Below are 12,884 nucleotides of genomic sequence, written 5' to 3' on the forward strand. Positions count from 1 at the left end.
ACCGAGGTGAGCGTTCGTGAAAGGCAATGGCTTCAAACTGGAGCAGGTGCTCAACTACCGCTGCGAAATCGAGAAGATGCGCAAGCAGGAGTTTGCCTCGGCCAAGCGTGATTTCGAGCATGCGGGCGACCGGCTCAAACGGGAAAAAGAGCGCGTGGCAAATCTTGCCGAGGAGTTCAGCCACCGCCAGGGCGAACTGGAAAGCATCCAGGAAATGCGCATGTATGCCGATTTCTTTGCCCGCAAGCGTGAAGATATCAAGCAGCAAAAGGAACGGCTCGATCAACTCGGTACCATCATGAATGATCGGCGAGATTTTTTACTGGATGCGGCCAAGGACAAAAAAGTGTTGGAATCGCTTAAAGAACAGAAGGCGAAAGAGTTCAAACGGATGATGGACCATAAGGAACAGGCGTTTTTGGACGAAATATCCATCCAGAAAAAGGGTAACAAACCGTGATGTTCCGTCCAGCCAGATTATTGACAAAGGTTTCGGTAATGGCCGGTTTGGTTATGGGGATGGTGGCCCTGGTAACCCCCCGGACCGGGGCCGAGAGCGGGAGTCCCGCCAGGAAGGGAGCAGGGGGGGGAAAAGAAGCTGCGCAAGATCAGACGTTCAGCGCCTCCCGTGCCGCCCGCGAGGAAAAAGCCATCCAGGATGCGCGCCGCCAGCAACTGGTGACGAAAGAAGCCGCGCTGGCCGCCAAGGAGCAGGAGCTGAAAAAACTCAGCGCCAAGCTCGAAGCCCAGGTCAAGGCCCTGGAGGAGAGCAAAAAGAGGGTCGATGAGAGCATGAAGGTGCGCTCCACGGCCCAGAAAAAAACGCAGGACGAAAAGATGCAAAAGATGGTCAAACTGTTCAAGACCCTGCGTGGCGAACAGGCCGGCCAATATATTGACAGCTTGCACGAAGACCTGGCCCTGGCGCTACTGAGCCGGCTGGACACGAAGACGGTGGCGAAACTGGCTCCCTTCATCAATCAGCCGCGGGTCGTCAGGTGGATAAGTGAAAATCTTCGGGGAAGATAAGAAATCGGCTTTTATGGGCACGTAACTGTCCCTGCCTATAAAAAATTCCGTGAGAAGGGAGGTGAAACGAAAATGGAAACAGGACAGATGAGTATGATGCCGGCGAGTGCCGGTGTGGCAACGCTGGCTGCTACGCAGCTCGCTTCTCCCACAGCCGGGTTAGTGGAGGCGGGAGAGCAGGCCGGCGGCAATTTCGTCGGGGTGCTGCAAGGGATGACGGCCCAGAAGGTGCCTCAGGGGGCCGTTTCCGCCGGCAAAGGCGCTCCGGCGTCGGCGCCGCCGGAGAAGGATGGCGGGACCGATGCCGCGACGGTCGTGCAGGATGGTATGACCGGGCTGATGGCGGGATTGCTCAATCAGCTCGATATGAGCGCCAAACCGCTTGCAACAACGGGCGCGGAGCCCACTACCGATGTGCCGCCGGCGGGCACTTCGGCCGCAAAGCCACAGGATGTGGCGCTGAATGCAGACGGAATACAGTCGGCCCTGCTGGTTCAGATGAATGGCAGCAGAATGCTGCAAGCCGATGGCACGGTTATTCAGCAGAATGCTGCGGCGCCGGTGTCGGAGGTGAGTACAACAACAGGTGGGGCCCAGCCGATTCGGATGAGTGACAGCGCAATGCTGCGGGCGGATGGCACGGCTGCCCAGCCGAATGTTGCCGCGCTGGTGCCAGAAAGTGCCGTTGCAACCGATGACCGCGCCATGGCTACCCCGGCGGCGTTGGCCGCAGGAATTGACGGCGGGCAGAAGCCGGCCGGAGATGCGAGATCGCTAACGGCCGCCCAGACGGCTCCGGCGGCAGCACAGACGGTTATGGCCGCAGCAGAGCAGAACGCTCTGATGACGAACGTTGGCAACCTTTCCACAGAACGTGGCATAGCGTCGAACGGTCAGGCAGGAAGTGCCGGTGAAGCAACGCTCTCCCGTGCAGAGTCGAACACGCCGGGGAAGGCCTCTGCAGAGGTCAAAACGGCAACACCAACACAGGTGAATGTGGAACAGCAGCAGGCAGTAATCCTGCCACGTTCAGCCGCCCTTGAGGCTGCGCTGGCGGGAGGCCCCACCCAGAAAGACGGCAGCACGACGGAGCCGGCCAAAACAGCTCCATCGACGCCAACGGCGCAGAATGCGCAGACACCGGAAACTCTCCTGGCTACCGCAGGAAAGGCGTCACCGGATGCGCAGCTGCCGAACCAAGCGGCGGCAACCGCCGATACCCGTACCAGCAGCACGGGTGACGGAACACGAGCGGTCTATACTGGCGTTGTGCCTGAGGCCGGGAAAAAGGGTGTGGAGCTTGGAGGAGAAACCACCCAGACGCGTGTCGAGCGCGGGGCTGTGGCAAAGGCCGTGGAAAGCGCCTCGGTTGACGTGGCACAATCCCCCGGCGATGCGCCAACCAGCGGTGAGTTCAGCAGTGGCGGCGAGAAAGGTGCGGCGGACCAGTTTACAAACGGTCAGTTTCAGACCACCGCGGTGCACCAACAGGGGAAGATCGAAGGCGCAAGCGTAGCGAGCAACATTGCTGCTCCGGTCCAAAACAGCGGGCAGCGGCCCGAGCTTTCCGAGCAGATCATGCAGCAGGTCAAGGACCGTCTCGTGAACCACGAGGTCAAAACGGGCACCGACCAGATCGTGCTGAAGCTTTCGCCGGAAAACCTCGGCGACTTGCGGGTGAACATGAGTATGGACGGGCAACGCCTGAAGGTTGAGATCGTGGCGGAAAACCGTATGGTGCGTGACGCCCTGCTGCAAAATACCGACTCGCTCAAGGAGTCGCTGGCGCGGCAGAATATCAGCATGGAGTCCTTTGACGTGACGACCGCCGGTCGCGGCGGAGCGGGCAACCCCGGCCAGGGGCAACAGCAGAATGCCTGGCGCGAGTTTGCCGAGCAGAAACAACAAAACGCCTGGCTGTCGTCGGGTGGCTACCGTCTGCCGGATACAGCAACGGCGGTTTCAAGCCAACTGGCATATCAAACGCCATCCCAGCACACGATGGTCGATCTTCATTTTTGAAAGAGAGGTGATTTCCAATGGTAAGTAGCGTCACTTCAACAACCAATACATCGTCGGCCTCGGTCCAAATGCAAAAAGACCTGGGTTTTACCGGCCAGGACTTCCTGAAACTTTTCGTCGCCCAGCTTCAGAACCAAGACCCCTTGTCACCCCAAGATTCCTCGGCATTTTTGGGACAACTGGCCCAGATGTCCCAAGTGGAACAGGCCTATAATACGAACACGAATTTGACGAGTCTGCTAACGGCCCAGAATAACGCCACCAGCATGAATAGCGTGTCGTTTATCGGTAAAACGGTCAAGGCGAACGGCAACAGCGTAGCGTTCGACGGAACATCGGCGGCAACACTCCAGTACAACCTCGCCGGCGCTTCGACCTCCTCCACCGTCACGATCACCGATGCATCGGGGAAAACGGTCAGGACCGCCACCGTCGCGGCACAGTCCGCGGGGGATAACACCTTTACCTGGGATGGGCGTGACAGCAGTGGGACTCTGCTCCCGGCCGGGGCCTACACCTTTGCCGTGTCGAGCACGTCGGCCAGCGGTTCTGCCGTAACGGCAACCCCCTATACAACCGGGACGGTTAACGGCGTGGCATTTGTCAACGGTGTCCCAACCCTCACCATCGGCTCCGTGTCCGTGGCGTTGTCCGATGTCCTCAGCGTGAAGGGGGTGTAACCAGAAAAATGGTAGACCAGATCTTTTTCCCAAACCCCGTCCAGCCGGGGAGGCAAGAACGCCCCCAGCCGCAGAAACCGACGAGCGGACAGGTTTCGGATTCTTCGTTTGCCCGCGTACTGGATGAAAAACTCCCGAGCCAGGGGGTAAAGTTCTCGCAACACGCCCAGGAGAGGCTCAGATCGCGTAACATCGTCCTCTCCGCCAACGACATCGCCAACCTTGAAGGGGCCGTCAACAGTGTAGCCCAGAAGGGTGGCAAGGAATCTCTGGTCATGATGAAGGATGCGGCACTGGTGGTGAGCATCACGAACCGCACCGTGGTAACCGCACTGGACAAAAGCCAGATGCAGGGGAATGTTTTCACGAATATCGATTCAGCAGTCATCATCTAACAACACAACAGGGCTGGACCTCCTTGAGGAAGCCCCCGAAGCGCCGACCGATTGACGCGCTTCACCCAAACTCAAAAGGATTAGGAGGCATCATCATGGGCATTACATCCGCAATGTTTACCGGCGTCAGTGGCCTTTTGGCCAACGCCGACGCCATCAACGTCATAGGCAACAACCTGTCGAACGTCAACACCGTCGGGTACAAAGACTCCCGCACCCTCTTTTCCGACATGCTCTCCCTGAACGTCGGGAATAATTCGCAGATCGGTACCGGCGTGAAGGTGCAGAAGATCGATAACCTGTTCTCGGCCGGGTCGTACGAGAGCAGCACGAACGTCACCGACGTGGCCGTACAAGGTGACGGCTTTTTCGTGCTGGCCAGCCCGAATGCCACCACGGCTACCGCCTCGACGGCATATTACACCAGGGCCGGTTCCTTCCGGCTCGACAGCACCGGTTTCGGCCTGGTGAACCCAGATGGTTACAGGGTGGTCGATACGGCCGGCAACGCCATTGTGTTCAGTCAGACCGCAACGGACGCCGCCGGCAACACCCTTCAGTTCCAGAAGGTTTCCGCCATAGACTCGACCGGTACCCTTTCGCTGCTGTACGCGGACGCCAATGGCAATACGGCCACCCTCCCCTATGCCGGGGCGGGCGTTGCCCCTACACCCGCCTCGACGGCGGTCAAGATGGCCGAGACCAAGATTCCCAACCCCCAGGGGATGCTTAAGCAGGGGGGGACGCTCTTCACGCTGACCGCCGCCTCGGGTGCCCCGACGGCCCCGGCGACCGGCGTCTTCGCCAGTGCCAACGGCACCAACGAGAAGCTTCTTTCCAACGACCTTGAGTACAGCAACGTGGACATGGCGACGGAGTTCGTGAACATGATCACCACCCAGCGGGCCTATTCCGCCAACTCCAAGACCATCACCACGGCGGACCAGATGACCCAGGAAGTGTTGAACCTCAAACAGTAAGCAGGCATCGGCACGGGCACCGAGGCGCGTCCCGCAAGAGCGGGACGCGCCTTGATGCCGGTTTAATTGGTTGCATTGGCATGCAATAAGTTTTAATAAAGATACTACTTTCAACTTTACTGGAATCAGCATTGATGCGCACGGAGGAAGAAGATGGCCAAGGACGATCAGGCTGCTGTTGAAACGGAAGGCGGAGGCGGCAACAATAAACTGTTTATCATCATCGGGGCTGCCGTTGCAGTAGCGGTTATCCTGGGTGCCGTTGTCTTCATGTTGGGTGGTAAGGGCGACAAGAAGGATAAGAGCAAGGATGAGGCCAAGGTCGAAGGCAAGGCCGACACCAAGGCCGAGGGCGCCAAAGGTGGCGAAGCGGGCGGCAAGGATGGTGCGGCCGCCAGCAACATCTACCCCTTGGAACCGTTCATTGTCAATATCTACGACGGCCAGGAACTGCGCTACCTCAAGGTCAAGGTGGAGATGGAGATGGTCGGGGTCGGGGTCAAGGCGGAGATCGATGCGCGCCTGGCGCCCATCAGGGATGCGATCCTCGTGTTGCTGAGCGCCAAAACCCTCCAGGACATCCAGGACGTGCAGGGGAAAAACCAACTCAAGGACGAGATCCTGGGAGCGATAAACAAGGTCCTCCCTCCCGGCAAGATCGCCAAGATCTACTTTACCGATTTCGTCGTCCAGTAGGGCAGCGCCGCCGATTATGGAAAAAATCCTCACAAAAGCGGAAATCGAGGCGCTCCTTAACGCTGTCTTCGACGGCAGGATAGAGCCGGAGAAGGAACTGGCCAAAACCGAAGGGACTGCCGTCAGTTACGACCTCTTTAACACGGAGGCCCACAAGGGGTTCGTCCCCAACCTGGATATCGTCTACGACAGCCTGATCCGCTATAATCGCGTCACCCTTTCCAACCGGCTGAGGAAGGTCGTTGAGATCAAGAAGGTCGGCGCCCGCTCTTACAAGTTCGACGACTTTCTTCAGACGCTGCCGTCACCCGCGTGCATGGCCATCTTCAAGATCGAGCCGCTCAAGGGGGCGGCGCTGATCGCCTTTGACAGCCCGCTGGTGTTGGCCCTGGTTGACAGCCTGCTGGGCGGGACCGGTAATTCAAAAGGGCCTGTCGTCAACCGGCTTTTTACCTCCATCGAGGTGCGGCTGATCGAAAAGATCGCCAAGGACATCCTGCAGGATTTCGAGAAGGCCTGGGCGCCGCTCTACGCAACCCATATGAACCTGCTGCGCATGGAGATGAACCCGCGCCTGGTCAACATCGTCCCGCCCGAGTATCAGATCGTGGCGATGTCGCTCAAGATTCAGATCGAAGAAACAGTGGGGAACGTCGTGTTTGCCGTCCCCTATATGACCATCGATCCGATACGGGAAAAGCTCAAGGCGGGCATGCAGTTCGACCTGATGGCCATCGACCCGCAATGGTCGTACCGGCTCTCGTCCGAAATCCTCGAGGCCCCGCTTGAGGTCTCCGTGGAGATGGGTAACGCCAATATTTCCCTGCGGGAACTTCTGGACCTTACGGCGGGTGATACGATCATGTTGGACAAACCCTGTTCAAGCGAACTGCTGGTCAAGGTTGAAGGGATGCCGAAATATGATTGCGTTCCCGGCATCCGCCATGGCAACAAAGCAATACAGATCACCAAGATAAAAGGGGGCAGCAGTGAGTGACAAGCCTGAAGAGAACGAGCCGGAACAAGACAGGAAGAACCTCGACTTCATCCTTGACATCCCCTTGCAGGTGACCGTGGAACTGGGCCGTACCAAGCTGCTGGTCAAGGATGTTCTCCAGCTTAACCAGGGGGCGGTGGTGGAGTTGACCAAGCTGGCGGGGGAACCTTTGGATATCTTTGTCAACTCCAAGCTGGTGGCCCGGGGCGAGGCGGTCGTCATCAACGACAAGTTCGGCGTGCGCCTGGTTGATATCGTCAGCCCCAACGAGCGCGTGGAGAAAATTTTGTGAGAGGTGCGGTTGCCGCACTGCTCCTCTGCCTGCCATCCTTCGCCTGCGCCGAAAGCACCACCGGACAGGAATTCAGTTTTTTCTCCAGCTTTCTTCAGATGATCGCCGCCCTGGCCGTCGTTATCGGCCTGATCCTCATTACGTGGCATCTTTTCAACAAGTTCACCCGGGGCGTTACGGCTGGCCGGTCCGCTACAAAGCATATCCGCCTGGTGGAAAGCCGCTACATCGCCCCCAAAAAGGCGCTCATACTTGTTGAGGTGAGCGGGGAGTATCTGCTCCTGTCGTGTACCGACGACAGTCTCAGCCTTATCAAGCAAATCGATATGCTCGAGGAAATAGAGGTCATACCCGAGGGTAAAGGCTCCGAAAAGGGCTTTGCGGGGATTTTGGACAGGCTACGATCATGAAAATGAACAGTATGACGAAAAGGATATGTTTCCTGGCGGTCCCCGCCCTGGTGGTGCTCCTCTCTGCTACGGTCCTGGCGGCCGAGCCGTTGCCGTTCCCCTCGCTGAATATCGGCGTCGGTACGGCGAGCAAACCGGGCGACGTTGCCATGACCATCCAGATATTCCTGCTGTTGACGGTTCTCTCACTGGCTCCGGGCCTTTTGATCATGACGACCTCGTTCACCCGCATCTCGGTCGTGCTTTCCTTTGTGCGCACCGCCATGGGGACCCAGCAGGCGCCATCCAACCAGGTCATTCTGGCGCTCTCCATGTTCCTGACCTTCTTTATCATGAGCCCGGTCTGGCAGCAGATCAACAAGGAAGCCTACCAGCCCTGGAAGGCCCAGCAGATCACCCAGGACCAGGCGATGGAGCGGGCCGTCAAGCCGGTGCGTAAATTCATGCTTTCCCAGGTCAGGGAAAAGGATTTGGCGCTGTTCGTCAGTCTTTCCAAGCTGCCGCGCCCCAAGAATGCGGACGACATCCCGACCCTGACCATTATTCCCGCTTTCATGATTTCCGAGTTGCGGACCGCCTTCCAGATCGGCTTTCTGATCTACATCCCTTTTATCGTGGTTGACATGGTGGTGGCCTCGGTCTTGATGTCCATGGGCATGATGATGTTGCCGCCGGTCATGATCTCGCTCCCTTTCAAGATTCTCCTGTTTGTGCTGGTTGACGGTTGGGGCTTGGTAATAGGATCATTGGTGAAGAGTTTTGGATAATAAACAGGCTCGGGCCACGGCTGTGGCCGCTTTCGACCTTCGCCTTCTCCCGGGCCCCCCGCAGAGGTTTCTATGACACCCGAATTTGTCGTTCAGCTCGCACGCCGCAGCTTCGAGGCGACGCTCCTCCTGGCTGCGCCACTCCTGATTGGCAGCTTGGTGGTGGGCTTGCTCATAAGCATCTTCCAGGCGGTGACCTCCATCAACGAGGCTACCCTGACCTTTGCCCCGAAGATCATCGCCGTGATGGTTGCCATGATAATCTTTTTCCCCTGGATGATGAGCTATATGAGCGATTTTACCCGCGAGGTGTACTCCTTCATCGCCACGATGCGTCACTGACGTGGCGACGCATCGCTACCATGGAGAGTTGCCCGTGGTGAGCCCTGGACAGCCGGGCCCCGGGGCACGCCGGCTGCAGGCGAGGGATTAGGGCATGTTGCCGCTGCTCCCTTTCCCCTCACTGCGTGACGTGATCATCTTTGCCCTGGTGTTGAGCCGGGTTGCCGGCATCTTTGCCGCGCTGCCGCTCTTCGGCGGAAGCCGCCTGCCGATGAACGTCAAGGCGCTTTTGGTCTTCATGATCACGCTGGTGTGCTTTCCCGTCCTGAAGATAACGCCGCCGCCCATGCCCACGGACGTTTTTACCCTGGGGCTTCTTGCCCTGAGCGAGGTCATGGTCGGGCTCACGCTGGCGTTTATCGCCCAGATTGTCTTTGTGGCCGTGGAGTTCAGCGGGCAGATCATCGGCATGCAGATGGGGCTGACGATCTCCTCGATTATTGATCCCGCCATGGGAACCCAGGTCCAGATCATGTCCGTCCTGCAGAGTCTGTTTGCAACGCTGCTCTTTCTGGCTCTGGACGTTCACCATGTCTTCATTCGGGCCGTCGTCGACAGTTTCAGTGTCATCCCCATAGGGGGCTGGCACCTTACCGGCGGGGTGATCGCCTTTCTGGTCCAGCGGACCTCGGACATTTTCGTGATCGGCATCCGCTTGGCGGCGCCTGTCATGGTTGCCCTGCTGCTGGCCAGCGTGGCCCTGGGCATCATGGCGCGCGCCTTCCCGCAGATGAATATCTTCATCGTCAGCATGCCCTTGAACATCGGGCTCGGTTTTCTCATTATGGGGGGGACGCTGCTGATCTTTTTCCACGTTCTGGAGGTGTCATTCGGCAACCTGAAGGGGCAGATCGATACCCTGTTCAGGTTGATGGCAAAGGGGGGATGACGCCTGGGGGAAGATTCCGACAAGCATTCCAAAACAGAACAACCGACGGCAAAAAAGCTTAGCGAAGCACGAAAAAAAGGGGCGCCGCCCAAAAGCCAGGTGCTCACCTCCTCGCTCACACTGCTGTCCGGGATTATCACTCTCTATATCTTCGGCAGCTACATGATGGACGGCCTGAAAAAGCACATGGTTTCGATCCTGAGCACCATGGGCACCTTCGATCTGACCGAGTCCAACATGTACACGCTTTCGCTCAAGCTCTTCGCGCTGGTGCTCATGTTGCTCGCCCCCCTGGTGGTCACCATCATCGTTACGGCGATACTGGCGAATATCATCCAGGATAACGGGCAGTTTGAGTTTCAAACCGAGCGTCTTGCGTTCGACATCACCCGGCTCAACCCGATGAATGGCTTCGGCAGGCTCTTCAACAAGGATGCGCTGATGGAGATGGTGAAGTCGCTCCTCAAGCTCCTGGTGGTGGGCTACGTCACCTACCGGGTCATGAAGGACGAAAGTCAGAACATCGCGTTTCTGGCCGAGGCCGACATAGAGACGATCATCACCTATGTGGGCCATATAGCGTTCCAGATCATCACCCACGCCTGCGGCGTTTTGATCGTTCTTGGTGTTTTGGACCTGATGTATGTCAAGTGGCGGTACATCGACAAGCTCAAGATGACCAAGCAGGAGGTCAAGGAGGAGACGAAAGAGCAGGACATCTCGCCGGAGATCAAGGGCCAGATCAAAAAGATGCAGTACCAGATGGCGCGGCGCAGGATGATCAAGATCGTCCCGACCGCCGACGTTGTCATAACCAACCCGACTCACTATGCCGTGGCCCTCAAGTACGACCGGGAGCGGATGCTTGCCCCGGTCGTCATCGCCAAGGGTGCTGACGTCATGGCCCAGGCCATCAAGAAGATCGCCAGGGAGCATAAGGTCACCCTGGTGGAAAACAGGTTCCTGGCTCGGGAACTCTATGATCAGGTCGATGAAAACGCGCCGATCCCCGAATCGCTGTATGCGGCGGTTGCGGAGGTGCTGGCGTATGTGTACCGCCTGAAGGGGAAGATGTGATGCCCGGTGGTGGGCCAACGACGCCGGTCAAAATTATGACAATTTCAAGAAATTGACACGCGGTCGGTGTGCCGCGCATACCCGCAAAAGGCGTTCCTGCGGGCTCTGGCAACTCAGGGATGCCGGAGCGAGTGGTTTGATGACGGCACAATAAATGCATGGAACAAATGATTTTTGGATACGTTACGTAACAACGGACAACGGAAGCGGAAATGGCAAACGGAACAACTGAAACGGTAGAATTACGGGGCTTCCGCAAAAATTCGGATATCTATGTGGCGATTGCCCTGATCGGCGTGCTCTCGCTGATGGTCATCCCGTTGCCGGCGTTTTTTCTGGATCTGTTTCTGGCGACCAATATCACTATCGCTCTTTCCATTCTGCTGGTCTGTCTTTATACGCAGCATCCCCTTGATTTTTCCGTGTTCCCATCCGTACTGCTCGTTACCACGCTCTTCCGCCTGGCCCTGAATATCGCATCGACCCGTCTGATCCTTCTGCACGGCAGCGAGGGGGTTGAAGCGGCCGGCGCGGTCATCAAGGCCTTCGGCCAGTTTGTGGTCGGGGGGAATTATATCGTTGGGGCCGTTATCTTCCTGATTCTGGTCATCATCAATTTCGTGGTCATAACCAAGGGCGCCGGGCGCGTGGCCGAGGTTACGGCCCGCTTTACCCTGGATGCCATGCCGGGCAAGCAGATGGCCATCGATGCCGATCTCTCGGCCGGCATGATCACCGAAAAAGAGGCCAAGGCGCGGCGCATCAAGATCTCCCGCGAAGCCGATTTTTACGGCTCCATGGACGGCGCCAGCAAGTTCGTCCGCGGCGATGCCGTGGCCGGCATCCTGATCGTAATGGTCAATATCTTCGGCGGTTTGGTCATCGGCGTCTGGCAGCAGGGGATGCCGCTCCAGGCCGCGCTGACCAACTATACCCTCCTGACGATCGGCGAGGGCCTGGTGGCCCAGATTCCGGCCCTGATCATCTCGACCGCGGCCGGCATCATCGTGACGCGGTCGGCCGACGAAAACAACTTCGGCGTCGAGATCACCGGCCAGTTCATGAACTATCCCAAGGCGTTTTACGTCTCGTCGGGGGTGCTGTTCCTGTTCGCCATGATCCCGGGCCTGCCCCACTTCGCCTTCCTGCTGCTCTCGGGCGCTACCTTTCTGGTCGGCAAGATGGCGCGGGAAAAGGCGCAGGTTGTGGATGAAGAGGTCGGCGCGCCCGAAGCGGCCTCCGGGGAAGACGCCATCGACCAGGCTTCGACCATCCGGCCGCTGGATGTGCTTGAACTGGAGGTCGGCTACGGCCTCGTCCCGATGGTGGACGCCTCCCAGGATGGGGAACTGCTGGAGCGCATCCGTTCGATCCGGCGCCAGTACGCCCAGAAGATGGGGTTTGTCGTCCCCCCTATCCATATCCACGACAACCTGCAACTCAGGCCGTACGAGTACAACCTGCTTATCAGGGGCGCCCGTGTCGGCGGCAGCGAGTTGACCGGCCAGTACCTGGCTATGGACTCGGGTGCGGTGACCTCGGCCCTGCCGGGAAACGCCACCAAGGAGCCGGTGTTCGGGTTGCCGGCGGTCTGGATCCGCTCCGATGACCGGGACCAGGCCCAGGTCAACGGCTATACCGTTGTGGACAGCACCACGGTGGTGGCGACGCATATCAGCGAGATCATCAAGCGCTATGCCCACGAACTGGTGGGGCGCCAGGAACTCCAGCAACTGCTGGACAACGTTGCGGTCAGCGCCCCCAAGGTGGTGGAAGAACTGATCCCCAACCAGCTCAACCTGGGCACCGTCCTGAGGGTGGTCAAGGGCCTGCTCAAAGAAGGGGTTTCGATTCGGGACATGCGCACCATTCTGGAGACGCTGGCGGATTATGCCGGCCTTACCAAGGACCCGGATGTGTTGACCGAGTTTGTGCGTCAGGGGCTTGGCCGCTTTATCGTCGATCAATACAAGCTGGACGACGACACCCTGTTCCTGATCGCCTTGGACCGCGAGGTGGAGGATGTGATCGCCGAAGCCATCCAGCCGTCGGACCAGGGAAGTTTCCTGGCGATCGAACCCAACGTCGCCCAGCAGATCATTACCACTATCCGTGCCATGGCGGATCGTTTCGGTTCGAGCGGCGCCCAGCCGGTGCTGCTGGCGTCGCCCACCATCCGCCGGCATGTCAGGAAGCTGATCGAACGTTTTATTCCGCATATGGCGGTGCTTTCCCACAATGAAATTCCGCAGAACATCAAAATCCAGTCGCTAGGGGTGGTAAGCGTCAATGCTGGTTAAGACCTTTC

General features: G+C 58.4%; 15 protein-coding genes. All 15 read left to right on the forward strand.

The features are described 5' to 3' along the window. The first annotated feature begins 16 nt into the window (after positions 1-16). Positions 17-460, forward strand: a complete 444-nt coding sequence (fliJ, locus tag F6V25_RS00350; protein WP_246166915.1) for a flagellar export protein FliJ — start codon at positions 17-19, stop codon at positions 458-460. 38 nt (positions 461-498) lie between these two features. Next, on the forward strand, positions 499-1,029 hold the full coding sequence (locus tag F6V25_RS00355; RefSeq protein ID WP_151126141.1) for a hypothetical protein: 531 nt from the start codon (positions 499-501) through the stop codon (positions 1,027-1,029). 72 nt (positions 1,030-1,101) lie between these two features. Beyond that, entirely contained in the window at positions 1,102-3,051 is a 1,950-nt protein-coding gene (locus F6V25_RS00360) for a flagellar hook-length control protein FliK (protein WP_151126142.1), read from the forward strand. 17 nt (positions 3,052-3,068) lie between these two features. Beyond that, positions 3,069-3,731, forward strand: a complete 663-nt coding sequence (locus tag F6V25_RS00365) for a flagellar hook assembly protein FlgD (RefSeq protein ID WP_149308278.1) — start codon at positions 3,069-3,071, stop codon at positions 3,729-3,731. An 8-nt stretch (positions 3,732-3,739) separates the two neighbouring features. Continuing rightward, entirely contained in the window at positions 3,740-4,126 is a 387-nt protein-coding gene (locus F6V25_RS00370; RefSeq protein WP_151126143.1) for a TIGR02530 family flagellar biosynthesis protein, read from the forward strand. 95 nt (positions 4,127-4,221) lie between these two features. After that, positions 4,222-5,106, forward strand: a complete 885-nt coding sequence (locus F6V25_RS00375) for a flagellar hook-basal body protein (RefSeq protein ID WP_151126144.1) — start codon at positions 4,222-4,224, stop codon at positions 5,104-5,106. Between the two features lie 153 nt (positions 5,107-5,259). Then, positions 5,260-5,802 carry a flagellar basal body-associated FliL family protein gene (locus F6V25_RS00380; RefSeq protein WP_149308283.1) on the forward strand — a complete coding sequence of 181 codons (543 nt, stop codon included), beginning with the start codon at positions 5,260-5,262 and terminating at the stop codon, positions 5,800-5,802. A gap of 16 nt (positions 5,803-5,818) precedes the next feature. Beyond that, a complete protein-coding gene (gene fliM, locus F6V25_RS00385) occupies positions 5,819-6,799 on the forward strand; it encodes a flagellar motor switch protein FliM (RefSeq protein ID WP_151126145.1) in 981 nt (326 codons plus the stop codon). Continuing rightward, positions 6,792-7,091, forward strand: a complete 300-nt coding sequence (fliN, locus tag F6V25_RS00390; RefSeq protein ID WP_149308287.1) for a flagellar motor switch protein FliN — start codon at positions 6,792-6,794, stop codon at positions 7,089-7,091. Before fliM ends, fliN begins: the two co-directional genes overlap by 8 nt. Continuing rightward, positions 7,088-7,501, forward strand: coding sequence for a FliO/MopB family protein (locus F6V25_RS00395; protein ID WP_151126146.1), 414 nt, complete (start codon positions 7,088-7,090; stop codon positions 7,499-7,501). The genes fliN and F6V25_RS00395 overlap by 4 nt, the downstream gene beginning before the upstream one ends. After that, complete coding sequence (gene fliP, locus F6V25_RS00400) at positions 7,498-8,268, forward strand: flagellar type III secretion system pore protein FliP (protein WP_246166916.1); 771 nt, start codon at positions 7,498-7,500, stop codon at positions 8,266-8,268. Before F6V25_RS00395 ends, fliP begins: the two co-directional genes overlap by 4 nt. A gap of 72 nt (positions 8,269-8,340) precedes the next feature. Beyond that, entirely contained in the window at positions 8,341-8,610 is a 270-nt protein-coding gene (fliQ, locus tag F6V25_RS00405) for a flagellar biosynthesis protein FliQ (RefSeq protein ID WP_149308291.1), read from the forward strand. A gap of 94 nt (positions 8,611-8,704) precedes the next feature. Next, the gene (fliR, locus tag F6V25_RS00410) at positions 8,705-9,499 is read left to right on the forward strand and encodes a flagellar biosynthetic protein FliR (RefSeq protein WP_151126148.1); all 795 of its coding nucleotides are present in this window, start codon (positions 8,705-8,707) and stop codon (positions 9,497-9,499) included. 3 nt (positions 9,500-9,502) lie between these two features. Then, positions 9,503-10,576: a flagellar biosynthesis protein FlhB gene (flhB, locus tag F6V25_RS00415; protein WP_151126149.1), complete on the forward strand. Its 1,074-nt coding sequence runs from the start codon at positions 9,503-9,505 to the stop codon at positions 10,574-10,576. A gap of 212 nt (positions 10,577-10,788) precedes the next feature. Continuing rightward, positions 10,789-12,876: a flagellar biosynthesis protein FlhA gene (gene flhA / locus F6V25_RS00420; protein WP_151126150.1), complete on the forward strand. Its 2,088-nt coding sequence runs from the start codon at positions 10,789-10,791 to the stop codon at positions 12,874-12,876. Positions 12,877-12,884 lie beyond the last annotated feature (8 nt).

Source organism: Oryzomonas japonica, from assembly GCF_008802365.1.
GTDB lineage: Bacteria > Desulfobacterota > Desulfuromonadia > Geobacterales > Pseudopelobacteraceae > Oryzomonas > Oryzomonas japonica.